This window comes from Corynebacterium sp. CTNIH16 (genome assembly GCF_032821655.1).
Classification (GTDB): Bacteria; Actinomycetota; Actinomycetes; order Mycobacteriales; family Mycobacteriaceae; genus Corynebacterium; species Corynebacterium marquesiae.
The window spans coordinates 369484-393280 of sequence record NZ_JAVBIG010000001.1; the positions used below are offsets into that span (position 1 = coordinate 369484).

Consider the following 23797-nt stretch of genomic DNA (forward strand, 5'->3'; position numbering starts at 1 on the left):
CTTATTCTAGCGCAGGCCTGCCAGGTGGCCCACATCGTTAAATCCGTGCACCATAGAGCCGCCTTCCCAGAACTCCACCCGCGAAATGGCCGCCAGGTCGAGGAAGAGATGACCAAAGGTGGCGGGGCCGGCATCGAGCGCCTGGCGGATGAAGGACTTAATTGGGTTGACGTGGCTAACCACCAACACAGTCTTGCCTGCGAAGCGCTCTTGTAGCTCCTTGCGGGTGGTGCGCACGCGGCGGTTGACCGCTTGCAGCGATTCGCCGTCCGGACAGGCGACGCTCGCATGGTGCAGCCATTCCTCGTGGAGTTCCGGATCGCGCTGGTGGGCCTCGGCTGCGGTCTTGCCTTCCCACGCACCGAAGTCCACCTCGATGAGGCCTTCGACGGTTTCTACCGCGATATCGCGGCCATTGGCTACGGCCGCTGCAGTTTCCTGGCAGCGACGCAGGGGCGAGCAGACGATGGCATCAAAGTCGGTGCCGGCAAGCGCTTGGGCAGCAGCAAGCGCCTGCTTTTGTCCGAGCTCCGTAAGGCCCGGATTGGCGCGGCCGGAGTACTGCTTGGCGGCCGACATCTCCGTCTGCCCGTGGCGAAGCAAGATAAAGCGAGTGGTAGGTCCGCGATCCCCCAGCCAATCGGTGGGGTGCGGCGCGGTGGTGTCCTGCTCTGCGGCTGGGGCTGACTCGGAGTCTTCTTCGCCAGCAACAATGCCTTCTGGGTGCCCGGCGGCCGCGGCATCCATGGCATCATTAGACAGGGCGTCTGCCACCTTGTTTTTGGCGCGCGGTACCCAGTCCAGGCTGAAAGAAGAAAAGCCGTTGATGTATTCGCGGGCGCGCAGGGCCAGCTTCTGCATATCAGGGTGCTTGATCTTCCAGCGGCCGTTGATCTGTTCCACCACCAGCTTGGAATCCATGTGGAATTCCACCTCGGTAGCGCCCAGCTCAGTGGCGGCTTCAAGGCCGCGCAGCAGGCCGTTGTACTCAGCAACGTTATTGGTGGACTTGGTTCCTACCACGTAGACAATTTCGCGCAGGATGCGCTGACCGCTGCTGTCATAGATAACGGTGCCAGAACCGGCTACTCCGGGGTTGCCGCGGGAGCCGCCATCGGCGTAAATGATGACCTTCATTAGACCAGGCGCACCAGGTAGGAGCCGCAATCGCCGCACTGCGGCAGCTCATCGGCCGGGGCATTGCGCACAGCGTTTTGCTCGGCCGGCGGCAAGACGATGAAGCAGCCGCCGCAGGCGCGGTTGGCCTTGAACTGGGCAGCGCCTACGCCATTTTCCTCGCGCTGGGTATCGTACTCACTAAGCACTCCGGCGGGCAGTTGATCGCGCAGCTCGCCGATGCGCACGGCTGGATCTTCTTGATTGGCGGCCGCTTCCTTAGCCGCCTCGGCCGCACGGCGCAGCTTTTCCAGCTTGCGCTCGGAATCGGAAACGCGCGCGCCGTGGACATCCAGATTGGAACGCAGCGCGTGCACCTCGTTATGCGCCTCCTGCAGCTCGCTCATGAGATCTGCGATGCGGGACTTGGCAGCGTAGAGGTCGTGCTCCAGATCCTTGCGGTTTTCTGGGTCCACTGCGGCGCCGAGCTGGCGCTTATCATCGCGCTCGCGCTGGCGCAGCTTGCGCTCATCGGCCTGGATGCGCAGGATTTCGGTCTCCATGTCATCGACGGCCATCTGCGCAGAACCGGAGGCATCCAGCAGGCGCTTGTGCTCCTCCTTGGCCTTGTCATACTCGGCTTGTTCCGGAATTTCCTTCTTTGCGCCATGGCCCTGCGAGCGTTCCAGGTTGGCCAGCTCCAGCAGTACCGGCTGTAGTTCTTGCGATAGTTTCACTTATGACTCCTTTGGGTGCGCAGAGATAGTCCACGGGTCGGTGCGCAGGCTGATAATTTCCGTATCCAGTTCTAAAGCATTCTCTACGATATCGCGCGCCTGGGCCGTCCACGGAAATTCGCTGGCCCAGTGGGCGGTATCGATGACGGCGGGCCCGCCGGCGCGCAGGTGCTCATCCACCGGGTGGTGGCGCAGATCCGAGGTAACGTACACGTCCACGCCTAGCTTCGCGGCCGCGGAGAGGAAAGAATCTCCCGAACCGGAAGACACGGCCACGGTGCGCACCTTCTGATCCGGATCGCCGGCGGCGCGGATGCCCCAGGCGGTCTCCGGCAGGGCATTAGCCACCTGCTGGGTGAACTCGCGCAGGGTCATCTCCTGCGGCAGCTCTCCCACCCGGCCGAGGCCTAATGCCTTATTTAGGTCCTGGTGACCAGCGGTTTCCGTGATGTCATAGGCCGGCACCTCATAAGGGTGGGCGGTGTGCAGAGCCTGCAGCAAAGAGGAGCGAAGTGCGGCTGGGGCGACGAACTCGACACGGAGTTCCTCGCCGCGGTGCAGCGCGCCGATCTCGCCTTCGGTCGGGTCAGCTCCCTCCTCCGGCTGGAATTGGCCCGTGCCCGCGATATCGAAGGAGCAGTGAGAGTAGGCGCCGATGTGGCCCGCGCCGGCGTCGAAAAGCGCCTGCTTTACCTCCTCGGCCGCGGCGACCGGCACGTGCACGCCCCACTTATCCACACCCTGGGGCTCCGGCACGATGGGCCGGCCGGGGTTGATGCCTACCAGCTCCGCGAGCTTGTCGTTTACGCCCGGCCGCGCCTTATCCGCGTTGGTGTGGGCCGCAAAGAGCGCAACGCCATTGCTGACCAACGTGTGCACTACCTTGCCCTTGGGGGTATCGGCCGCCACGGACTCCACCCCGCGCAGCAGCAACGGGTGGTGAACCACGAGCATGTCCGCGCCGAGCTCCACTGCGCGCTCGGCCACCGCTTGGGTGCAGTCCAAAGCGAAAGCCACCCGCTTTACCTCCGCGGCCGGATCCCCGCAGATAAGCCCCACGGCATCCCACTTTTCCGCCAGGTGCGGCGGGTAGGCCTCATCGAGTACGCGGCGGACATCGCCCACGCTCACAGCGGACATGGAGGTGCTCCTTTATGCTCGTTTCATGGAATAGTTGCTACTGCTATATCCTATCTTCCGCACCACAGTACTATTCGCGCGAAGGGGTTTTCCGCATGACCGAGACCGATACCCGCTCCGGCCTTTACCTCGTTTTTGTCTGCACCGGAAATATCTGCCGCTCCCCCATGGCAGAAATCATCGTGCGCGATGAAATGGAAAAGGACATGCTAGACCTCGTCGCCACCGTGGATTCCTGCGGTCTGGGCGGCTGGCATGTAGGCCAGGGCGCGGACGAACGCGCAGTTGCCGAACTGCGCCGCGGCGGCCACGATGGCGGTTCCCACCGCGCGGTCAAGCTAGGCACCGAGCACATGGACGCTGATCTCTTCATTGCTATGGACAAGGGCCACTGCGCGGCCCTCATTGAGCACGGCATCAGCCCCGACAAGATTCGCCTGATGCGCAGCTTCGACCCCAGCTCCCCGGAGGACGCGGACGTGGCAGACCCCTATTACGGTTCCGCAGGGGATTTTGAAACCACGCGCAAGAATATCGAGGCCGCCGTGCCTGGCCTGCTGGATTGGATTCGCGCTAACCGCGACTAAACTAGGCCCCATGCTAAAGACGTTCCTTAAGCCGGGTTGGGTTCTACTGCTACTTTTCGTCGTGGCATTTTCCTACCTTGCTTTTACCGTCCTTGCCCCGTGGCAGCTGGGCAAGGACGATGACATTGTGGAACGCAACGAGCTCATCACCCGCGCCTATGAGGCTGACCCCCAGCCGGTGGAAGACCTCGTGGATGGCAACGGCGCCATCAAGGACGATGAGTGGTCCCGTGCCACCCTGCACGGCCAGTACCTGCCGCAGGATGAGGTGCTGCTGCGCCTGCGCCCGGTCGATTCCGGTCCGTCCTACCAATCTCTGGTTCCCTTCCGCACCGATTCCGGCCTGACCATCCTGGTTAACCGCGGCTGGGTCAAGGCCGGCGAGGCCAACGCTGTGCCAGATATTCCCCCTGCCCCTTCTGGCGAAACGACTTTGACCGGCATGATCCGCGCCGACGAGGCCGAGCACCAGTCCGCCCCCATTAAGCAGGAGGGCTACCAGCAGGTCTACTCCATCCATACGGAGCAGATTGCCTCGCTTATCGACGCCCCCTTGGCCCACGACTACATCCAACTCTCCGCCGACCAGCCCGGCGTGCTCAACCCCATGCCGATCCCGCAGCTCGACCGCGGCAACCACCTCTCCTACGGCTACCAGTGGATTGCCTTCGGCATCATGGCCCCGCTGGGCTTGGGCTACTTCGTATGGTCCGAAATCCGTGAGCGCCGCCGCCTGCGCGAGGAGGAAGAGGCCCTCGCCGCCCTCGACGCCGATGCCTCCACTGCCGGCTCCGCACCCGTAGAAACCCCGTCCCCTGCAACCTCCCGGCACGACGCCCGCGCGGCCACTGACGACGCCACCGATACCGCCACAGCCGTACCCGCCGCGTCCTCCTCGCATGCCGCCAGCCGCCGCAATCGCTCACGCTACGGCGACTCCAAGCCGGATCACTACGCCAAGTTGAACAAGCGCCGCCGCGAGCGCTACTAACCCCTCTCTGCCTAGGCAGTGGCTTGAGCATCCGCATAGTCCCCACGAAACAGCCACGTTAATGCGTTATGCCCTCTCCTCTTGGGGCATAACGTGGCCACAAGTTGGCTCTCGAGGCCTTGCCCCCCTCAACCCTGCCAGCCGGCTAAGCCCACCAACGCAAAAATGACCGCCTCCCAGAAACGAATCCGAGAGACGGCCTGTCTTGTGCGGCCTGAGGGGATCGAACCCCCGACCTATTGGGTGTAAACCAATTGCTCTTCCAGCTGAGCTAAAGCCGCATGCGCTCTTGCGCTGTAAGAAACAGTAGCGCAGGTTGCTAAAGCAACACAAATCGGCAGGTAAAGCCCTACTTCTTGGTGTAGCCGCGCTGCACCAAGCACGAGCCTTGCCACTCGCCTAGGCGCTCCGCCTTGGTCTGCACTAGACCTGCCAGCTGAGCGGACTCGGAGATGAGCCCAGGCTCAACGGTTCCCGGCTTGCCGGCACCCGGGGTGAGCAGCCAGACTGCGCCGTTATCGGCCAGCGGGCGGCTCGCGTCCACCAGTCCATCCACAAGGTCGCCATCTTCTTCGCGCCACCAAAGAAGAACTACATCGCACAGCTCGTCATTTTCTTCTTCCAAGAAGTCATCGCCGAGCACGGCCTCGATCGATTCAGAGATCGCGGTATCGCAATCCTCGTCCCAACCAAGCTCCAGGGCGATTTGCCCTTCCTTGATTCCGAGCTTGACTGCAGCGTCAGCCACTATGCATTTCCTTCCTAATTTAGTGAATGTCTGGTCCGCGTATCGCCCACATCCTGCGGGTAAATCGCGGCTTAATAGAAGTATTTTAACGCCCGCCGGACCCTTTTACCCGCCTAAGGGCCACAATTCCCCCATTTTGCAGGCCCTACCGCTGCCGCAACCGAATCCACAGAGTTAGCAAACTACCCTCTTTTACCCCACCGAACTTTGCAAAGATACTGGTTATAGCGATGTAACGTACCGCACGTACCCTTAAGTCGGACTTCACAACGACTGTGGATCTGTGAGCGCGTATCCTAGTAAGCAAACTGTGCAGACCCTTAAATAGGAGGTTTAAATGGCCGAGAAGGACGCCCACCAGGGCGACTCCAACTTCCCCCTCATCCGCGACGGCGTTGCATCGTATCTTCACGATAATGATCCAGAAGAGACCCGCGAGTGGATGGACTCCCTCGATGGTCTGCTGGACCACTCCGATCCGGAGCGCGCACGCTACTTAATGCTGCGCCTGCTCGAGCGCGCCACTGCGAAGCGCGTTGAGATGCCATCGCTGACGTCTACGGACTTCGTCAACACCATCCCCACCACCATGGAGCCGGAGTTCCCAGGTGATGAGGAGCTGGAAAAGCGCTACCGCCGCTGGATCCGCTGGAACGCAGCCATCATGGTGCACCGCGCACAGCGCCCAGGCATTGGCGTGGGCGGACACATCTCCACCTACGCAGGCGCTGCCCCGCTGTATGAGGTCGGCCTGAACCACTTCTTCAAGGGCAAGGAAGATCCTTCGGGCGGCGACCAGGTCTTTTTCCAGGGCCACGCTTCCCCAGGCATGTACGCCCGCGCATACATGGAAGGCCGCCTGACTGAAAAGGATCTGGACAGCTTCCGCCAAGAGGTCTCCCGCGGTGAGGGCGAGGGCCTGCCCTCCTACCCGCACCCGCGCCTGATGCCATGGTTCTGGGAATTCCCCACCGTGTCCATGGGCTTGGGCCCGATTAACGCTATCTACCAGGCACGCTTTAATAAGTACCTGGAGACCCGCGGTATCAAGGACACCTCCAAGCAGCACGTATGGGCTTTCTTGGGCGATGGCGAGATGGACGAGCCAGAATCCCGCGGCCTGCTGCAGATTGCATCCCTCTACGAGCTGGATAACCTCACCTTCGTGGTCAACTGCAACCTGCAGCGCCTTGACGGCCCGGTCCGCGGCAATACCCAGATCATCCAGGAGCTGGAGTCCTTCTTCCGCGGCGCCGGCTGGGAGGTCATCAAGGTTATTTGGGGCCGCGGCTGGGATAAGCTGCTGGAAAAGGACACCGAGGGTGCCCTGGTCAACGTCATGAACACCACCTCCGATGGTGACTACCAGACCTTCAAGGCGAACGATGGAGCCTATGTGCGCGAGCACTTCTTCGGCCGCGATGAGCGCACGGCCAAGCTGGTAGAAGACATGTCCGATGATGAGATTTGGGCGCTGCGCCGCGGCGGCCACGATTACCGCAAGGTCTACGCCGCCTACGCCCGCGCGCTGGAGAACAAGGGCACCGGCAAGCCAACCGTCATCCTGGCCCACACTATTAAGGGCTACGGTCTGGGCCACAACTTCGAGGGCCGCAACGCTACCCACCAGATGAAGAAGCTGACCCTGGATGACCTGAAGCGCTTCCGCGATAAGCAGGAGATTCCATTCTCCGATGCGGAGCTGGAAAAGGATCCGTACCTGCCGCCGTACTACCACCCGGGCAAGGATTCCCCGGAGATCAAGTACATGCTGGAGCGTCGTAAAGAGCTCGGTGGCTTCCTGCCGGAGCGCCGTGAGGACTTCACCCCGCTTGAGGCGCCGGCACTGGATAAACTGCGCTCCGTGCGCAAGGGTTCTGGCAAGCAGGAAGTAGCTACCACCATGGCCTTGGTGCGCACCTTTAAGGAGATCATGCGCAACAAGGAGCTGGGCAAGCGCGTTGTGCCAATCATTCCGGACGAGGCCCGCACCTTTGGTATGGACTCCTGGTTCCCCACCATGAAGATCTGGAACCCACGCGGCCAGAACTACGTGCCGGTTGACCACGACTTGATGCTTTCTTACCGCGAGGCCACCGACGGCCAGATCATGCACGAGGGCATTTCTGAGGCCGGTGCCGCCGCCTCCTTCACCGCGGCAGCTACGTCCTACGCCACCCAGGGCGAAGCCATGATTCCGCTGTACATCTTCTACTCGATGTTTGGCTTCCAGCGCACCGGCGATGCCTTCTGGGCAGCTGGTGACCAGATGGGCCGCGGCTTCATTATCGGCGCTACCGCCGGCCGCACCACCCTGACCGGTGAGGGCCTGCAGCACATGGACGGCCACTCCCCTGTCCTGGCCGCTACCAACCCGGCTGTAGTTTCCTATGACCCGGCCTTTGGCTACGAGGTTGCCCACTTGGTCACCCGCGGCATTGAGCGCATGTACGGCGAGGACAATGAGGCCATCATGTACTACCTCACCGTCTACAACGAGCCGGTGCACCAGCCGGCCGAGCCGGAGGACCTGGACGTGGAAGGCCTGCACAAGGGCATCTACCACTTCAACACCGCTGAGGGCGGCTCCATTGCTGCCAATATCTTGGCTTCCGGCGTGGGCGTGCACGAGGCGCTGCGCGCGCAGCAGCTGCTTGCCGACGACTTCGATGTCAAGGCCTCCATTTTCTCCGTCACCTCCTGGAACGAGCTGGCCCGCGACGGTGCCCGCCGCAATAAGGAGGCCCTGCGCAAGGGCGAGGAGCCGACCGAGGCATTTGCTACCTCCCAGCTCAAGGGCTACGAGGGTCCGTTCGTTGGCGTCTCTGACTTCACCACCGAGCTGCAGGAGCAGATCCGCCCATACGTCCCAGGTACCTACATCACCTTGGGCGCGGATGGCTTCGGCTTCTCTGATACTCGCGAAGGCGCACGCCGCTACTTCAACATCGATGCCGAGTCCATCGTCGTCGCCGTACTCGACGGCCTGGCTCGCGAGGGCAAGATTGAGCGCTCCGTAGTGGAGAAAGCAGCCAAGGACTTCAAGCTGGATGACCCGACCGCTACCACCCACATCGAGGACTAACCCCCGCAGTGGCGCGAGCTAGACCCGCACCACTGCGTTGTAAGTAAGGCGCCGCCGGCTTCCCGCCGCGGCGCCTTTTGCGTGCACTAAGAAGTGCTGTGGGGCTGGCCAGCTTAAATCGCGTCGAGGACGCGGCCGAGGGCCGTGGAGATAGCCTCAGGATCTTCGAGAATCACCATGTGTCCTGAGCCTTCCACTGTCTGCAGGCTCGCGGCAGGCCAATTCTCACACAGGACTTCGGATTGCGACCGCGGGGTGACAATATCGGCGGTGCCCACCACTACCTCTCCGTGGAGCTTCGCTAGCCTTTCGGCGGCGCCGTATTCGTCATGTTCCAGAAGATCGTCGAAGAAACCGGAATAGGAGGCCAAGGGGGTATCGAGAAGCATGGCAACGTGAAACTGCAGCTTCTCCATCTGGGGAAAGCCGGCCAAGGTCACGGCAAAAAGCGGGGCGATAAAGCGAGCAACTTCAAAGCGGGCGCTATCGACGCGACCTGGCAAGCGCAGGCACAAGCGGTAGAGCGCGTGCAGGGACTTGGACTGCAAAATCTGGGCCACGCCCTTGGCCGCAAAGCGGCGCATAGAGGTAGAAATCAGCAACGCGCCCTTGATACGCCCATAAACCTCGGTCGGCGCACGGCGGATAAGATTCAAGGCAACCATGCCGCCTAGGGAATGGCCCACGATGACCAAGTTGCCGTGGGGAGCGCGCTGGCGGATGACGGCTAGGACGTCGTCGGCAGCCGCGTCAACGGTGCACTCTTCTGGGTCAACCGTGGAGGATTGCCCATGCCCGCGCAGGTCCACCAAGAGTGCGCGGGTATTGCGGCCACGCAGGTAATTGGCCTGGTCATAATAGGCTTCTGAGGACAGGCAATAGCCGTGGATGAAGACCACCGTCACCGAGGCGTCCTGCTGGCCTACTTCATACCAGGCGATGTCTAGGCCATCGTGGTCCACGGTGCCGGATGCGCTGATGTGGGTAAGCCCCGGCTCGGTAGAGGGATCATGCAATCCGCCATAGAGCTTTTCTAGCTCGGCGCGGTGCGAGGGGCGCAGGCGCTTGAGCCAACTACGCGCCACAACGGAAGAACGTTTTCTCAATGCCATAACGCGATCAATACTAGACTGGTGGGCATGGCAAACGACCTCAGTGCCCAATTGCAGGCAAAATTCAATGCGAGTGCGCCGGACAAGGAGCCGGAGCGAGATACTCTCGGCCAGCTCATCGCACTCATCCACAAGGTCACCGGGACCGAGGAAGACTTGGACCGCGAGACCCGCCTGAAGGATATCGGGGTAGAGTCGCTCGATCTGGTGGAGCTCACCGTGCGCGCGGAAGAAGCCTTCCAGGTGCGTTTTTCTGAGGAAACGATGCTCAACAGCGAAACCATCGGCGATATCGCCGAGTATGTGGAGGATCACCAATGATTTCTTATCTATCAGACATGGACGGCGTGCTCATCAAAGAAGGTGAGATGATCCCTGGCGCCGATAAATTTATCCAGGCACTTAAAGACAATGACATCGAGTACATGGTGCTGACCAATAACTCCATGTCTACCCCGCGGGACCTATCTGCACGCCTGCGCAATACTGGTTTGGACATTCCCGCTGAGCGCATCTGGACCTCCGCTACCGCTACCGCGAACTTTCTTTCCAGCCAGGTAAGCTCCAGCAAGGCCTACGTTGTGGGAGAATCCGGCCTGACCACCGCCATGCACGAGGCAGGCTGGATCCTTACCAACGATGATCCAGACTTCGTGGTGCTTGGTGAAACCCGCACTTATTCCTTTGAAGCCATCACCAACGCCATCAATCTCATCCGCAATGGTGCTCGTTTTATCGCCACCAACCCGGATGTTACCGGCCCGGCTCCTGAGGGTGTACTGCCGGCCACCGGCGCCGTGGCCGCGCTAATTACCGCCGCCACCAACCGCGAGCCTTATTACGTGGGCAAGCCCAATCCGGTCATGATGCGCTCGGCGCTCAATCATATTGGTGCTCACTCGGAGCACACGGTCATGATTGGTGACCGCATGGATACGGATGTCAAGGCAGGTCTCGAAGCGGGCATGCGCACGGTCCTGGTGCGCTCCGGTATCTCCGATGACCGAGAAATTTCCCGCTACCCGTACCGCCCTTCTGCCGTGCTGAAATCCGTGGCCGAACTGCCCGAAAAGATCCTAGATCCGTTCGCAGAGGATAACTAAGCCGCGCTGCATGCTCACCGCAGCTCAAAGGGGCTGACCCAGCTTAGGCTGGCCAGCCCCTTTGTGCGCTTATTGTGGCAGGCGCACGGCAGCAGTAAAACCGTGGCGCTGCGCGAGGTAGCGCACGACGCAGTCAAGCGCATCCAGCTCCTCGCGGGTACCGGTAAGCACCTGGTGGCAGCCGATACCGCTGCCTGCGTTGGCGCAGGCGCTACCGCCTTGGGCAAGCGCCGCTACGGAAAACCCATCCCGGAACCAGCGGGTACACCACTGAGCGGTCAGTGGGTCATCGCCCGGAATGATAAATTCCGACTCGGTACGGATGCACCGATCCATGGCGTGTTCAATCTCCGAGCGCAGCGTGCGCGGCATCCCGGAAATCTTGAGCACACCGGTGACCACGGTGGCGCCACCGTTGACGGAGGGCCACGTGGAGGTGGAGGCCGGCTGTTCAACCGGCGCAGGGTTAACGCACGTATTCATAGCCGATTCTCCCTCGACATAGATCACCACCGCACGAGGCCTGCCGGCCCAGCGCGATGCAAGACGAGCTTCGTCTTCCCCAACGAACTGTCTGATGCGTCTGCCCACAATTTTCCTGCGTCACACCCCTCCCTACAACCCTCAACTTTCACTTCAACCCCCATTCGCTAAACCTCAACCCTAGGTACAGACTGAGGCTAAAGTTGCAGGTGAAACCAGTGTTATAAATGTGAAATTTGGAGTTTGTTGAGAAAATTCTCGCTCTCCTTGACGGCAGGCGACAGAAGCCCTGCTCACGCACCGGAAAGCGCAACTAGGCTCACGCGCAACCGCCACCCTCGCGCTCATGCCAGTTTCCCGCGCAGGATGGCCCCCTTTCGCACGAAATTCCCCGACTCCTCCCCGCCCCACGGGGGAGCCTTCCACCGCGCCACTTCCCCCAGTGGAAGGCGCTCGCTCCGCCACAGCTGGCAGATCACAAAGAATTCCAGATGGCGGTATTTGTATCGTGCCAGAGGGGCTTGCACCACTCGCCAAAGTCGCGGTTTGTGAGCGCAACCATGGCATAGTCGCCGGCGACCCAGAGGTAGGTGCCGGACATGCCGAAGTGACCGACGGCGTCGGCAGGCAAGGAGCCCATCCAGTGTTCCTTATCGCCGCGGATTTCAAAACCTAGGCCCCAGGTGCAGTCTTTGAAGCTGCCGTAGCCCGGAACAATGCCGCGCAATCCATTGAAGTGAACGCGGCGCATGTCGGCCACGGTGGAGGGGTGCAGGAGTTGTGGGTCCTGAACTTCCGCGGCAAAGGCCGCGAGGTCCTCCACTGTGGAAACCAGGCCATGGCCGGCCGAGCCTTCGAGCCGGGTGGACTTCATGCTCAGCGGGGTCAATATGCCTTCGCGCAGGTACTCGGCAAAGTCCATGCCTGTAGCTTCGGCCACGGTATCCGCGGCCCACTCATAACCGGCCGAGGAATAGATGCGGCGCTCGCCCACTGGCTTCTGCGGCTCCCGGGAGTCAAAGGAAATTCCGGAGGCGTGGGCAAGCAGGTGCTCGAGAGTGGAGCCCTCCGGACCGGCCGCTTGCTCAAGCTCCACGGCACCTTCTTCCACGGCCAGCATCACACCGTAGGCCGCAACCAGCTTGGTCACCGATGCCACCGGAAACTCGCGGGCAGTATCCCCCACTGTTTCTGCCACCTCACCTTGGTGTAGTAAGGCTCCGGCCACCGTATCCGCGGGCCACTGGCTAATTTGGCTAAATTCACTCATATCCTCTAGCCTACTGAGCCGCATTCGGAAGGACTGGACCGCTTTGGGCGCGCCTTTTCGAACCGGTCACTCCTTTGGCCTACTGGGCCCGCGTACGCCTTGGGTTCACGAATCCCACATACCTTAGGTCTACTGGGTCCCACACACCTTAGGTCCAAGGTGATCGGGCCGATCTGAGCGAACGGACCCCTCAATTCAGCCCTAAAGGCCTCAAATCAGCCCGATCAGACTGGACCTAAGCCACAGAAGCCGGCGAAAGCCCCTCGAAACCGCCCAGCCGCCAGACGCGTCAGGCCCACAGGCGGCCGCCCAAGTAAACCACCAGTTAAGACAAAAAGAACTCTTTATGGAATTGGCCAAGAATCGCTTGCATAGGCAACAAACATGACAAAGCTTTAAGTCATGCCTAATAATTCTCAGAATCAGCCCGAGTTTGCGCGCGGAAACGTCAATCGCCGCCGCTTCCTGCAGACCACCGGCACCGCCGGTGCCGCCATCGCCCTGTCCACCACCGCCGCGAATACCGCCAATGCCCAAAGCAGCCTCTCCCCGCGCGTGGAGCAGCACATGGTGGAGCCCAAGCTGGGCGAACGACCCTTCCTCCACGGAGTTGCCTCGGGTGACCCGATCCCGGATTCGGTCATCCTGTGGACCCGTGTGACCCCGGAGGCCGATGCCATGCCAGGCTCCGGGCTGGGCGAGGCCACCCGGGTGGAGTGGGAAATTGCCAAGGATGAGGGCTTTGGGGACGTCGTCAAGCGGGGCGAAGTGACCACCGACGCCAACCAGGACCACACCGTGCACGTGGACCCGCACGGCTTGGAGCCGGAGACCGTGTATTTCTACCGCTTTAAGGCGCAGGAGAAATACTCGCCCATTGGTCGCACCAAGACCGCCCCGGCGCTGAGCGCCTCCCCGGATGAGCTGACCTTTGGCGTGGCTAGCTGCGCCAATTGGGAGTCCGGCTTCTTCAATGCCTATGGCGATATTGCCCAGCGCGGCCGCGCGGACCAGCTGGATTACATGATCTTCTTGGGTGACTATATCTACGAGTACCCGCAGCGCGAATACGCCGGCTATGGCCCGGTGCGCCTGCACCACCCTGCGCACGAGATTATCTCGCTGGAGGATTACCGGATTCGCTTCGGCCGCTACCGCACCGATGAGAACTTGCAGGCCGCACACGGTGCGCTGCCGTGGGTTGTGGTGTGGGATGACCACGAGGTGGCCAACGATAACTGGCGCGAGGGCGCGGAGAACCACACCGAGGGCGAGGAGGGCGCCTTCTTGGACCGCCGCAAGGCCGCCATGCAGGCCTACTTCGAATGGATGCCGGTGCGCGCGACCAACCCGTCGGAGCAGGGCCACCTCTACCGCAGCCTGACCTTCGGCGACCTGGTGGAGCTGACCATGATGGACCTGCGCACCTACCGCGATGAGCAGGTGCGCTTTGGCCCGCGCAAGATGGCCGCCGAAGGCCGCACGATGCTCGGCTCCGAGCAGTACAACTGGCTGCTCAATAAGATTGAGACCTCTTCTGCCAAGTGGAATATGCTGGGCAATTCCGTCATGTTCTCCCCCATGAACCTGGCTACCCTGCAACAAGATGACAAGACAAAGCCAGTTTCTTCCTCGCTGTCTTCTAATATCACCGGCATTCCGGTCAACGGCGACCAGTGGGATGGCTACTCGGCGGAGCGCCGCTTGCTTATCGACGCCCTCTCTAAGCACGACTCCCACACCCTCTTTGTCACCGGCGATATCCACTCCGAGTGGGCGCACAATATCAGCAAGGATGGCCGCATTTTCGGCGCCGAGATGGTCTGCGCCTCTGTGTCTGCGCCAAATGTGAACGAGCAGCTGAAGCTGCCGGAGGGCAATGAGCTTTCCAAGCTGGCCGAGCGCTACTTGATGGGTGCTAACCCGCACACCCGCCACGTGGATCTGGACCACCACGGCTATAGCTATGTCACCGTGCGCCCGGATTCGGCGGAAATGCACTGGTTGCGTGTGGATAATCTGCTCACCGCCAAGTCCCCGGTGCGCGAGGCCGTGACCATGACCTGGCGCCCGGGTGAGGGCTACACCAAGTAGTTGTAAGTTCTGTCACATGACAGGTACTAGGTGTTAACGAACGGGTAGTACACCTTCGATAGGCACAGTGAAAGACCCTCTCTGGGGAATTTCACTACCTATCACTCGCGCGCCTTTCGGGCCCCCTTTGGTGCCGCGGATTCTTCCCTAGTCCGCGGCATACTCATAGTCGATGTAGCCGCGCTCGCCGCCCAGGTAGAACGTATCCTGGTCCGGCTCGTTGAGCTCGAGGCCCTCGCGCCAGCGGCGCACCAGGTCCGGGTTGGCGATGAGCTGGCGGCCCACCACTGCGGCGTCCACGTAATCCAGCTCGATTTCGCGCTGGGCATCCTCCTTGGAGGTAATCGTGGGGAAACCATCATTCATGAGCACCTTGGTCACGCCATTTGCGCGAGCCTTTTGCGCCAGCGTGGCGATAAGCTCGCTTTCCGGCTCGCTGTGTAGCAGGGACACATAAGCCAGGTTCAGCGGTGCCAGGACATCGAGCAGACCGCCGTAGGTGGCCAGCATATCGGCCTGATCGTCTTCAATAACACCCTGCACATTGTGTGCCGGGGAGAATCGCACACCCACGCGGTCGGCGCCGATTTCCTCCGCCACGGCGCGGATGACCATCTCTGGCAGGCGCCAGCGATTTTCCGGGCTGCCGCCGAATTCATCCTCGCGCTTATTGGCAGACGGCGCCATAAACTCATGCAGCAGGTAGCCATTCGCGTTGTGGATTTCCACGCCGTCGACGCCGGCGTCAATAGCCCGGCGTGCGCCCTGGCGGAATTCCTCCACGATGCGCGGCAGCTCTTCCTTCTTCAGCTCGCGCGGAACCGGCGCATCCATTTTGCCGGAAAAACCGCGCACGGTTCCGCCCCAATCGAAGGCGCTCGGCGCATCCGGGTTCGCACCGTCAATCAGGTCCGGGTGGCTGGTGCGGCCACCGTGCATAATCTGCATAAACAAGGTGCCGCCTTCCCCGTGAACGCGGTCCGCGACAGCGCGCCACCCCTCTGCCTGCTCCTCGGTGGCAATGCCTGCCTGCCCTGGGAACGCACGGTTGGTCCATGCCGGGAAGGTTCCCTCCGTAACCACCAGACCCGCCGTGGCACGCTGCGAATAGTACTTTCGGTGCAGCTCGGTAGGCACACCGCTCTCGCCTGCACGCTGGCGGGTCAGCGCCGCCATGGTCACGCGATTGCCTAACGTGTATCGGCCGAGTTCCAGTGGTTCGAAAAGTGAAGTCATGCCCAGTGCAACGCGCAGCCGATGCGCACTATTTCATCTTTGCCACACAAAATCATTCCTGCACGTCAATGGCGATGACATGAGCGTTTATGCCGGCTTTGCCAACCACAAAAGGAAGCAGTGGTCGCGATAGAGGGCACGGCCTATTAACGCGGCTCAACCAGAATCTCTGTGCCCGTACTACCGGCGGTTCCCGAAACTTGGGCACCGTCGCCAGCATCGCCTCCCGCAGCGGGCGCAGTGCCGGCGCCGGTCCCGTTCCCAGAATCTGTCCCCGCGTTGTCTGCACCGGTGGCTGCGCTCTGGTCCGGGGAGCCATTACCAGTAGCGCCCGGTCCCTGCCTGTCGCCGGCAGGCGTATCAGTCGTGCCAGCGTCATTAGTGCCTTGTGGGCTGGTGGCCTCAGAGGGAGCCGCGCCCTCCTCACTCGGCTCGCTCTGTGTGCCGGATTCGGTGGTTTCCAGGGTGGGTTCGGTTGACGGGGCTTCGGCAGGCTGCGAGGAGGAGGTTTCCTTGCCGCTATTGCGCCAATGCTCGGGCGAGAGCCAGCCAGCGTCGGCATCGTCCGGGTTGCTCGAGGCCAGGATCAAAGCACCGACAACAAGAAGCGCGAGGATAAGGCCCGTGGTGGATGCGCGGACTCGGCCACCGAAGGTGGCGATCTTTTGAAACTTGCTATTGGTCTCCACGCCACGCCAGATGCCCTGGGAGGACTCTGATTCTTGGTCATCCGCATCAGGCAGTGCGGGTTTTCCAGGGCCATCGCTATCCGGGCCATCCACCTCAGCGCCCTCGGTGTCGGCACTGCACTCCACCTTCGTCTCTGGGTGGGAGCCCTCCCCTGCGGTGGAAGCATCCTTGACGGATTCCTGAGCCGCGGTAATTCCCTGCGATGACGGCAGCGGGCGTTGCAGTTCATCCAAATCGGCCACGTTGTAGTGGTCCCAGAACTCCGAGAGCAGCGCGGAGCGAATGGCGCGTTCTACCGCCCACTGGCGGGCGGGGTTAACGGTGACCAGCACGCGGTAGGTCACGTGCCAGGATTGGCCGGCGGCCTGCGGGGCAACCAGCTGGGTGGCCGGCAGCACCTCCAGCTCGCCATTGACGTCTACGGCGATGGACGGCTCTCGAATCGCCTGCTCGGAAATGGTGCGCACGCGGCGGGTAATTTCTGGCAGGGTCTCGCCCTCTTGCACCGGCACGTCAAAGTTGACCACGGCGCGCGACCATTCCTGGGAATAGTTGGTCACCGCGCCGGCCGAGCTATTGGGCACGGTGACGAGCTCGCCAGTGGGAGTGCGCACCTTGGTGGTACGCAAGGTCAGCATCACCACGGTGCCTTCCACATCGGTCACGCCATCAAAGCTGACGTAATCGCCCACACCAAATTGTTTTTCCGACAGGATGAAAAAGCCAGAGAGAAAATCCGCGATGATGGACTGGGCGCCAAAGCCGACGGCGGCTGAAACTATCGTCGCCGGCACCGCCGCGCCTACTGCAGGAACACCGATATTGGTCAGCGCGGCCCAAATGATGAGGAAGTACGCGATGGCCTGCACGATGTAGACCAGCGCACCGGTAAGCGCCAGACGGGCCTTGGTGGCTTCTTCCTCTTCATCGAGGCGGCGTTCCATAATGCGGATTGCCAGCCTACCGATGCGCGGTATCAAAATACCGATCAGCAGCAGCGCGATAAGCGGTAAGCCGTGGTCAACGAAGAGGCTCCACAGCTCGTAGAAGTAATACTTCAGATTCATGTCTCTAGAGTAGGGCGCGCGCCTGAAAACTGGGTGCCAGTTTGCTGCCAGCAACCGAGCAAACACTCCCCCTAGCACAGCCACTACTCCCCTATGCCCTGCACAAACTCCTGCATCGTCTGCCTTGTTTGTCTACTGTGTGGGGCATGAAGAAATCATTCCTTATTCCCTTCTTCGCCCTAGCTCTTTTTGCCACCGGTTGCGGCGGCAGCGACGAGACCGCCACCACCATTTCCACGGTGAAAGAAACCGTTACGGAAACGGCCTCTGAAACGAGCTCTACAGAATCCAGCACCGAGGAAACATCCACAGAAGAAGCGACCACGGAAGTAGCAACCACCGAGGCCGCGCAGCACGCTGAACCGCAAACCGAAAATCAGGAAGCCGTGCAACCGGCTACCGAAAACCGGCAGCAGGAAAACACCGCACAGTACCAATGCGCGGACGGCACCTGGGTGGAGTTTGCCGCGTTATGCAAGGAATCAAACGCTCAACCGCCAGTACAAGCGCCCAATGGGCCGAGTGCGGAGTGCCCGGCCTACCTGTGCGGCTACGGCAACGATGCCAATGGCAACCGGAATAAAAGCTCCGGAGAAATCCAGACCCAATATGGCTGCGAGCAAGGCTATATCACGGACCCGCAGCTTTGCGGTGCGGTTGGGCGCTAAGCCTATCTCCTAGTCGCGGGAGTCATAGCGTTTCATGAGGCGATCAATGAGTTCATCAGTAAGCTTGTCATCTTCCAAAATGGCATCAAGGAGGCGTTGGGATTCCTCGTGGGAGGCCTGTTCCTCCTCGTTGTAGGAATCACCGGTGAGGTCCACGCCGAAGTCCGTGTCATCGCTTTCTGCTACCACTGCGCTGAGCTGATCCACATCGGATTCGAAGGACTCCATAAACTCGCTGGCCTCCGCAGCGGCCTCCTTGCGGCGCTTGCCGGAGCGCACTTCCTTTTCAATGCGGCGCTGCAGCGCGGCCTCCATTTGGCGGTGGCGCCAAGAACGTAGGCGGTGCGGCTCTAGGCGGCGGCCCACTGCACGGCTTTTATTCTCGGCTTTCTTGGCCAACACTTTAACCTGTGCGGCGGTGTCATTAATAGGTGCCCAGTCTTGGTAGGCGGGCACGCGCCAGCCGGCCCAGATGCCCAGCAGCGCCAAGAAGATAGAAACTAGCGGCCCGACGATCATGCCCACCGCCATCATGTCGAAGTGGTGGCCCACCAAGACGATGACAGCGCAAGCAACAGCCGGGATAACCGTCGGCTGGTTATCACCAAATACGCTCGGCTCGCGCCCCATCACGATGTCACGAATCATCGATCCGCCCGTGGCGGTAAACACGCCCATCATGATGCATGGAATAAGCGGCAGGCCGTAGGTAATGGCCTTTACCGCGCCGGTGGCGGCCCACAGGCCGGAAACGACGGCGTCGCCATGCGCCTGCAGATAATCCCAGGTCTTTCCTTTGAAGTAAACAAAGCGAGCAATCAGCGCGCCGGTAAAGGCCAAGTAGAGGTATTCGGGCTGGCTCATTGCCGCAACGGTGCCGCGGTTAATGAGTACATCGCGCACCATACCGCCGCCCAGGGAAGAAAACATCGCAATGAAGAAGAAGCCGATGATATCGTAGCCGCGCTTGCGCGCCATAGTGCCACCGATAATTCCCATCAGCAGCACACCACTGATATCAGACCAGCGGTAGAGAGATTCAATGAGCGGATCTACTTCAACCATATGGTTATTAGACTTCACCGCCCGCGCTTGCGCAATCAGCACACCCATATGCGCAGATAAGCACTAAAGGCGCCGGCACTGCTTGCCGACGCCTCCTTGCCCCCCCCTACACCGTGGGGCCAGCGGGGCTCGAACCCGCGACCAACGGATTATGAGTCCGTAGCTCTAACCGACTGAGCTATAGCCCCACGCAGATTGCACACCCAACAGGGCGACTCTCTGCCCTGAAAAGATTAGTCAAAGAGCGGCCAAAGACCAATTTGCCGAGCGTATGAAGGTCGAATGCGGTATATGTAAATTATGCGCCACATCACAGTCTCTTTCCTTATCGCCGCTGCCCTGACCTTGTCCGCCTGCTCAGCCGACTCGGACCAGTCCTCCTCCATTAACTCCGACGAGAACTCCTCTAACAGCCAAGACTCCAACGCCAGCTCCAACGAAGAAGCCAAGGACGTCATTGGCACGTGGGAACAAAAAATAGGCGAAGATGACCACAAATCCACCTTTACCGCTAGCGTGACCGAAGAGGTCATCACCGTGGAGTGGGATTACGGCTCCGACAATGATGAACCACTGTGGATTGGAACCTTTGACGCTGCCAAGGCCGCCAAGGGCGAAACGGTAGCCTCCAAAAAAGACGCCGGTGGTGTGGACGCTGTATCCGATGCCATGATGCCGGATACCCTAGATTTCAAGCTCGAAGACGATCAGCTCAAATTCACATTCAATACCGACAATGTCTCACTAGACGTCGCGTTAAAGAAAATTAGCGACGAGCCCAAAACCAAAAATGAGCTCCAAAACACCGATGCCACCCGCTCTTTCAAAGACAACGTTCTGGAGCTACCCACCGCTACGGTCAAGATCACCGGACACCACGTTATCGATCCCGGCTCCCCTGGAAACCGGATTGGCGATAAGCCCATCATCGTCTTTGACTACGAGATGACCAATAAGACGGACAAAGAGCTGCGCACTGCGGATTTCTCCTCCATGTTCACCGCAATCCAGGATAACGACGAGAACTCCGTCAATGAGCTCAAAACTGGTTTTAGCGAATACATCGATACTGACAACATGTTGGACAAGATCAAAAAGGGCGGCACGGTCAAGAGTTCCGCCGCCTTCGAGCTTGATGACCTCACCACTCCAGTAGAACTGGTAGCCAGGGAAAAATACGGCGAGGAAGAAGTGGGCTCGCAGACCTACAAACTGGAGGAGTCTACCCCGATGGATCCCGCGCCAAAGGACGAAGATTCCAGCCCGGAGTCACCTAGGAAAAAAGAGAAAGACACTCATTCTATCTAGCTCCAGTTCCGAGGTGGAAGTGGTTGCCCAGCCTTAATCCCACTCAACTCGAGGCGGTTCGAAACTAGGTCTATGCAAACGTTACCCCTGCTTTTACCTCCGGTTTCTCCGCAGCATAGAATCATCAGTGACATCCACCCCGATGTCACCATTTCTGTGATGGGAGATACATATGGCGACACTAGATTCCCTTTTGGTACCCGGTGCGGTGGAGCTGCACGGCGCCGCAGATAACTGGAGGCAAGCCATCCGGATGGCGGGATCGTTGCTGGAAGAAGCAGGCACGATCACCGCGGACTACACCGAGGCGATGGTCCACTCCGTGGAAGAGACGGGCCCCTATATCGTGGTTGCGCCGGGATTCGCCTTTGCGCACGCGCGGCCTTCGGAGGCGGTGAAGGAAACCTCCCTGTCCTGGGTACGCCTAGATGAGCCGGTGAAATTCGGCCACGATTCCAACGATCCCGTCGACCTGGTCGTAGCTTTCGCAGCGCGCAATGACTCCGAGCATCTGCAGGCGATGAAACAACTGGCAAAGCTGCTTGCCACCAAGCGCGCCGATCTCAATCGGGCGGAATCCGAAGGGGAACTCCGCGCGGTGCTCACTGCAACCACGCAAAACAAGAAGCAGCCAGCAGCCAAGCCACAAGCAGCATCCGAGCCCCAAGAGGCAAAGCATACGGCCGCAGATTCTGTCGCATCCAAGGGAAAAATCCTCACCGTATGCGGCAATGGCCTGGGCACGTCGCTATTCCTCAAAAACACTCTCGAGCAGGTCCTAGACGAATGGGGCTGGGGACCGTACCTGAATGTAGAGGCCACGGACACCATCTCCGCCAAGGGCCGGGCGAGCGAGGCGGATTTCCTTCTCACCTCCGGTGAAATCGCTGCAACCCTGGGTGATGTCGGGGTCCCTGTGTACGTCATCCAAGACTTCACCTCTATGTCTGAAATCGATGGGGCTCTGCGCGAGCTCTATGACATTTAAGGAGCATCCTCATGGATTTTCTTCTTGCTATAGCAAATTTCCTGGTTAATGAGATTCTCTCCGTACCGGCATTCCTCATCGGCATCATCACCGCGGTCGGCTTGGCCGCGATGGGACGCGGCACCGGCAAAACCATCGGCGGCGCTATCAAGGCCACGCTCGGCTTCTTGCTCATCGGTGCCGGCGCCGGTCTTGTCACCGATTCGCTCGAGCCGCTCGGCGCCATGATTACGGGCGCTACTGGCGCGCAAGGCGTGGTGCCAACCAATGAGGCAATCGTAGGCATTGCACAAGACCAGTTCGGCAGCCAAGTCGCCTGGATCATGATCTTAGGCTTTGTGGTTTCGCTGCTCCTCGCCCGCTTCACGCCCATGAGTTACGTGTTCCTCACCGGTCACCACGTCCTTTTTATGGCCACACTTCTCACGATGGTGCTCGCACCTGCCGGGTACTCGTCCTGGGTCGTCATCGCCTTTGGCGCGGCTCTGCTCGGCATCCTCATGGTCTCGCTCCCGGCTATCGCCCACCCATTTACCCGCCGCATTACCGGCGATGACTCCGTCGCCATCGGGCATTTCGGCACGGCTGGGTACTTGGCCGCCGGTGGTGTGGGCAAGCTAGTAGGCGGCAAAGGCAAAAAGATGTCGCCCTCCACTGAAGACCTGAAGCTCCCGGAAGGCCTGCGCTTCCTGCGCGATTCTATGGTGGCAACCGCGCTGTCCATGGCGCTGATGTACGTGGTCCTCGCCGTGCTTTTCATTGCCCGCGCCGGCACTGAAGAAGCCTTTACCGCTTTCCCGGATGGTGCTAGCAACGTGGGCAATTTCTTGATGCAGTCCGTCACGCAAGGCCTCCAGTTCGGCGTAGCCGTGGCCGTCATCCTTTTTGGTGTCCGCACTATCCTGGGCGAGCTCGTACCCGCATTCCAGGGCATCGCCGCCAAGGTCGTGCCCGGTGCGATTCCCGCACTGGATGCGCCCATCGTCTTCCCTTATGCCCAAAACGCAGTGCTCATCGGGTTCATTTCCTCCTTCCTCGGCGGACTTGTCGGCCTTGCTGTCCTTTCCACCTGGCTCAATCCAGCCTTTGGCATTGCGCTGATTCTGCCTGGTTTGGTGCCGCACTTCTTTACCGGCGGCGCAGCAGGCGTTTACGGCAATGCCACCGGTGGTCGCCGCGGTGCCGCATTAGGCGCCTTTGTTAATGGCCTCATTATTACCTTCCTGCCAGCCTTCCTCCTCGGTGTCCTTGGTGCCTTCGGCTCCGCGAATACCACGTTTGGTGACGCTGACTTTGGCTGGCTCGGCCTGCTGCTGGGCTGGTCCACCAATGCCGGCGGTGCGCTCGGGCTTATCTTTATTGCCCTTATCGCGCTGGCCATTTTGGCTCTGGGCTGGGTATGCCAGCGCAAGCTTGTCGACGCCCACTGGGACCCCACTCCCCACCGTCCTTCCCCCACCAGCAATGCCGATGCCGCCGCAACCAACGGTGCAACCGGCGCGGCTCCTTCTTCTGGGACAGCCAAGAAGTATCCGAAGGTGCTACCGCCAGAAGGTGCGCCAGTTCCACCCGCCCGCATAGACCACTAGCCGCGCGCCGCGCCCCGAAGGGCGCTACAGTATCCCTATGCAGCGCCCTTCCCTATTCCCTCTCGCGTCCGTCCTCCTCGCTACCAGTCTTGCGCTAAGCGCCTGCGGCTCCGGTTCAGACTCCAGCTCTGATTCCGCCCCAGCAGAAGAGCCAGCCTTCGCTACCGCACAGGACAACAACTCCGCGGCTGATGAAGCAGAAAAGAAGACCAGCGCTAAAGAGAAGACGGAGTCCCGCCGTACCGAGACTGTCACCGAAGTAGCAGAGCCGGAGCAGCCTGCCCCACCGGCTGGTGGAAACCACAACATCCATGTAGGCCAGATTGGCGGATACTGCGGCACATCTTCATCAGGCGATTCCATCGACGCCGGCGACGCCACCTCCTGCGAATTCGCCGCCGCGGTCTTTGATGCCGCGATGAAGGCTAGCTACACCATGCGATCGAAAGATCCCACGGTAACGCCGACATACCACGCCGATATCACCGCCAGCAGCCCAGTGACCAAGCAATCCTATAACCTGGATTGCCGCATGGGCAGCGACCAGCGGGTACTCACCTGCGAAAAGCCCGGCGACAATACGGTGCGCGCCTCATTCGAAACCGCAGATAGAAGCGTGTGGACTAAGCGCGTGGCCACCACGAACTAAGCACCTACCCAGCACCTTGCCCACACTGCCCACCAAGTCTGCCGCTACTCCAACGCCACCCGCGGCAATAT

At 60.7% G+C, this 23797-nt stretch carries 21 protein-coding genes and 2 tRNA genes; 11 read left to right on the forward strand and 12 right to left on the reverse strand.

All coding sequences use genetic code 11. From position 1 onward, the window contains the following. Window positions 1-6 precede the first annotated feature (6 nt). Genes RAE04_RS01775 through RAE04_RS01785 form a run of 3 tightly spaced genes read right to left on the reverse strand, consistent with a single transcriptional unit; the run spans window position 7 to window position 2993 of the window. Complete coding sequence (locus RAE04_RS01775; protein WP_317026224.1) at window positions 7-1137, reverse strand: bifunctional RNase H/acid phosphatase; 1131 nt, start codon at window positions 1135-1137, stop codon at window positions 7-9. Next, entirely contained in the window at window positions 1137-1853 is a 717-nt protein-coding gene (locus RAE04_RS01780; RefSeq protein WP_317026225.1) for a zinc ribbon domain-containing protein, read from the reverse strand. Before RAE04_RS01780 ends, RAE04_RS01775 begins: the two co-directional genes overlap by 1 nt. Next, a complete protein-coding gene (locus RAE04_RS01785; protein WP_317026226.1) occupies window positions 1854-2993 on the reverse strand; it encodes a Nif3-like dinuclear metal center hexameric protein in 1140 nt (379 codons plus the stop codon). Between the two features lie 95 nt (window positions 2994-3088). On the opposite strand from RAE04_RS01785, the gene RAE04_RS01790 reads away from it, so the two are divergent. Then, window positions 3089-3580, forward strand: a complete 492-nt coding sequence (locus RAE04_RS01790) for a low molecular weight protein-tyrosine-phosphatase (RefSeq protein ID WP_317026227.1) — start codon at window positions 3089-3091, stop codon at window positions 3578-3580. A gap of 10 nt (window positions 3581-3590) precedes the next feature. Further along, complete coding sequence (locus RAE04_RS01795; RefSeq protein ID WP_317026228.1) at window positions 3591-4571, forward strand: SURF1 family protein; 981 nt, start codon at window positions 3591-3593, stop codon at window positions 4569-4571. A 208-nt stretch (window positions 4572-4779) separates the two neighbouring features. Here RAE04_RS01795 and RAE04_RS01800 read toward each other — a convergent pair. Together RAE04_RS01800 and RAE04_RS01805 are read right to left on the reverse strand one after the other, a co-directional pair. Next, a tRNA-Val gene (locus tag RAE04_RS01800) sits at window positions 4780-4852 on the reverse strand. A gap of 68 nt (window positions 4853-4920) precedes the next feature. After that, window positions 4921-5319, reverse strand: coding sequence for a DUF3052 domain-containing protein (locus tag RAE04_RS01805; RefSeq protein ID WP_005324380.1), 399 nt, complete (start codon window positions 5317-5319; stop codon window positions 4921-4923). Window positions 5320-5656: 337 nt separating this feature from the next. Here RAE04_RS01805 and aceE point away from each other — a divergent pair, with 337 nt between their 5' ends. Then, window positions 5657-8404, forward strand: coding sequence for a pyruvate dehydrogenase (acetyl-transferring), homodimeric type (gene aceE / locus RAE04_RS01810; RefSeq protein WP_317026229.1), 2748 nt, complete (start codon window positions 5657-5659; stop codon window positions 8402-8404). 113 nt (window positions 8405-8517) lie between these two features. On the opposite strand, the gene RAE04_RS01815 is transcribed toward aceE, so the two are convergent. After that, window positions 8518-9516, reverse strand: coding sequence for an alpha/beta hydrolase (locus RAE04_RS01815; RefSeq protein WP_317026230.1), 999 nt, complete (start codon window positions 9514-9516; stop codon window positions 8518-8520). A gap of 27 nt (window positions 9517-9543) precedes the next feature. On the opposite strand from RAE04_RS01815, the gene RAE04_RS01820 reads away from it, so the two are divergent. Beyond that, window positions 9544-9837 (forward strand): acyl carrier protein, encoded by a 294-nt coding sequence (locus tag RAE04_RS01820; protein ID WP_317026231.1) that lies wholly within the window; start codon window positions 9544-9546, stop codon window positions 9835-9837. Beyond that, the gene (locus RAE04_RS01825) at window positions 9834-10619 is read left to right on the forward strand and encodes an HAD-IIA family hydrolase (protein WP_317026232.1); all 786 of its coding nucleotides are present in this window, start codon (window positions 9834-9836) and stop codon (window positions 10617-10619) included. Before RAE04_RS01820 ends, RAE04_RS01825 begins: the two co-directional genes overlap by 4 nt. Before the next feature lie 69 nt (window positions 10620-10688). On the opposite strand, the gene RAE04_RS01830 is transcribed toward RAE04_RS01825, so the two are convergent. Both RAE04_RS01830 and RAE04_RS01835 read right to left on the reverse strand, forming a co-directional pair. Continuing rightward, window positions 10689-11102, reverse strand: coding sequence for a hypothetical protein (locus RAE04_RS01830; protein ID WP_317026233.1), 414 nt, complete (start codon window positions 11100-11102; stop codon window positions 10689-10691). Between the two features lie 475 nt (window positions 11103-11577). After that, window positions 11578-12372 carry a serine hydrolase domain-containing protein gene (locus RAE04_RS01835; protein WP_317026234.1) on the reverse strand — a complete coding sequence of 265 codons (795 nt, stop codon included), beginning with the start codon at window positions 12370-12372 and terminating at the stop codon, window positions 11578-11580. Between the two features lie 402 nt (window positions 12373-12774). Here RAE04_RS01835 and RAE04_RS01840 point away from each other — a divergent pair, with 402 nt between their 5' ends. Then, a complete protein-coding gene (locus RAE04_RS01840) occupies window positions 12775-14466 on the forward strand; it encodes an alkaline phosphatase D family protein (RefSeq protein WP_317026235.1) in 1692 nt (563 codons plus the stop codon). A gap of 147 nt (window positions 14467-14613) precedes the next feature. Here RAE04_RS01840 and RAE04_RS01845 read toward each other — a convergent pair whose 3' ends face one another. Then, complete coding sequence (locus RAE04_RS01845) at window positions 14614-15702, reverse strand: alkene reductase (RefSeq protein ID WP_317026236.1); 1089 nt, start codon at window positions 15700-15702, stop codon at window positions 14614-14616. 146 nt (window positions 15703-15848) lie between these two features. Then, entirely contained in the window at window positions 15849-17459 is a 1611-nt protein-coding gene (locus RAE04_RS01850; RefSeq protein ID WP_317026237.1) for a mechanosensitive ion channel family protein, read from the reverse strand. A 146-nt stretch (window positions 17460-17605) separates the two neighbouring features. Here RAE04_RS01850 and RAE04_RS01855 point away from each other — a divergent pair, with 146 nt between their 5' ends. Then, the gene (locus RAE04_RS01855) at window positions 17606-18127 is read left to right on the forward strand and encodes a hypothetical protein (protein WP_317026238.1); all 522 of its coding nucleotides are present in this window, start codon (window positions 17606-17608) and stop codon (window positions 18125-18127) included. A 9-nt stretch (window positions 18128-18136) separates the two neighbouring features. Here the strand turns inward: RAE04_RS01855 and RAE04_RS01860 are convergent, their stop codons facing one another. After that, on the reverse strand, window positions 18137-19192 hold the full coding sequence (locus RAE04_RS01860) for a trimeric intracellular cation channel family protein (RefSeq protein ID WP_284839048.1): 1056 nt from the start codon (window positions 19190-19192) through the stop codon (window positions 18137-18139). 114 nt (window positions 19193-19306) lie between these two features. Continuing rightward, window positions 19307-19380 (reverse strand) — tRNA-Ile (locus tag RAE04_RS01865). A gap of 112 nt (window positions 19381-19492) precedes the next feature. On the opposite strand from RAE04_RS01865, the gene RAE04_RS01870 reads away from it, so the two are divergent. From RAE04_RS01870 to RAE04_RS01885, 4 genes are all read left to right on the forward strand, one after another. Beyond that, window positions 19493-20500: a DUF5067 domain-containing protein gene (locus RAE04_RS01870; protein ID WP_317026239.1), complete on the forward strand. Its 1008-nt coding sequence runs from the start codon at window positions 19493-19495 to the stop codon at window positions 20498-20500. Between the two features lie 172 nt (window positions 20501-20672). Then, window positions 20673-21488, forward strand: a complete 816-nt coding sequence (locus RAE04_RS01875) for a PTS sugar transporter subunit IIA (RefSeq protein ID WP_317026240.1) — start codon at window positions 20673-20675, stop codon at window positions 21486-21488. An 11-nt stretch (window positions 21489-21499) separates the two neighbouring features. Beyond that, complete coding sequence (locus RAE04_RS01880; protein WP_317026241.1) at window positions 21500-23077, forward strand: PTS ascorbate transporter subunit IIC; 1578 nt, start codon at window positions 21500-21502, stop codon at window positions 23075-23077. 37 nt (window positions 23078-23114) lie between these two features. Continuing rightward, entirely contained in the window at window positions 23115-23726 is a 612-nt protein-coding gene (locus tag RAE04_RS01885) for a hypothetical protein (RefSeq protein WP_317026242.1), read from the forward strand. Window positions 23727-23797 lie beyond the last annotated feature (71 nt).

Bases quoted from the DNA above. Each gene is read 5' to 3' on its own strand.
- RAE04_RS01820 (WP_317026231.1), top strand. From the start codon at position 9,544: ATGGCAAACGACCTCAGTGCCCAATTGCAGGCAAAATTCAATGCGAGT.
- RAE04_RS01885 (WP_317026242.1), top strand. From the start codon at position 23,115: ATGCAGCGCCCTTCCCTATTCCCTCTCGCGTCCGTCCTCCTCGCTACC.
- RAE04_RS01860 (WP_284839048.1), bottom strand. From the start codon at position 19,192: ATGGTTGAAGTAGATCCGCTCATTGAATCTCTCTACCGCTGGTCTGAT.
- RAE04_RS01850 (WP_317026237.1), bottom strand. From the start codon at position 17,459: ATGAATCTGAAGTATTACTTCTACGAGCTGTGGAGCCTCTTCGTTGAC.
- RAE04_RS01845 (WP_317026236.1), bottom strand. From the start codon at position 15,702: ATGACTTCACTTTTCGAACCACTGGAACTCGGCCGATACACGTTAGGC.
- RAE04_RS01790 (WP_317026227.1), top strand. From the start codon at position 3,089: ATGACCGAGACCGATACCCGCTCCGGCCTTTACCTCGTTTTTGTCTGC.
- RAE04_RS01840 (WP_317026235.1), top strand. From the start codon at position 12,775: ATGCCTAATAATTCTCAGAATCAGCCCGAGTTTGCGCGCGGAAACGTC.
- RAE04_RS01815 (WP_317026230.1), bottom strand. From the start codon at position 9,516: ATGGCATTGAGAAAACGTTCTTCCGTTGTGGCGCGTAGTTGGCTCAAG.
- RAE04_RS01785 (WP_317026226.1), bottom strand. From the start codon at position 2,993: ATGTCCGCTGTGAGCGTGGGCGATGTCCGCCGCGTACTCGATGAGGCC.
- RAE04_RS01825 (WP_317026232.1), top strand. From the start codon at position 9,834: ATGATTTCTTATCTATCAGACATGGACGGCGTGCTCATCAAAGAAGGT.
- RAE04_RS01880 (WP_317026241.1), top strand. From the start codon at position 21,500: ATGGATTTTCTTCTTGCTATAGCAAATTTCCTGGTTAATGAGATTCTC.
- RAE04_RS01830 (WP_317026233.1), bottom strand. From the start codon at position 11,102: ATGAATACGTGCGTTAACCCTGCGCCGGTTGAACAGCCGGCCTCCACC.
- RAE04_RS01870 (WP_317026239.1), top strand. From the start codon at position 19,493: ATGCGCCACATCACAGTCTCTTTCCTTATCGCCGCTGCCCTGACCTTG.
- RAE04_RS01835 (WP_317026234.1), bottom strand. From the start codon at position 12,372: ATGAGTGAATTTAGCCAAATTAGCCAGTGGCCCGCGGATACGGTGGCC.
- RAE04_RS01855 (WP_317026238.1), top strand. From the start codon at position 17,606: ATGAAGAAATCATTCCTTATTCCCTTCTTCGCCCTAGCTCTTTTTGCC.
- RAE04_RS01775 (WP_317026224.1), bottom strand. From the start codon at position 1,137: ATGAAGGTCATCATTTACGCCGATGGCGGCTCCCGCGGCAACCCCGGA.
- aceE (WP_317026229.1), top strand. From the start codon at position 5,657: ATGGCCGAGAAGGACGCCCACCAGGGCGACTCCAACTTCCCCCTCATC.
- RAE04_RS01875 (WP_317026240.1), top strand. From the start codon at position 20,673: ATGGCGACACTAGATTCCCTTTTGGTACCCGGTGCGGTGGAGCTGCAC.
- RAE04_RS01795 (WP_317026228.1), top strand. From the start codon at position 3,591: ATGCTAAAGACGTTCCTTAAGCCGGGTTGGGTTCTACTGCTACTTTTC.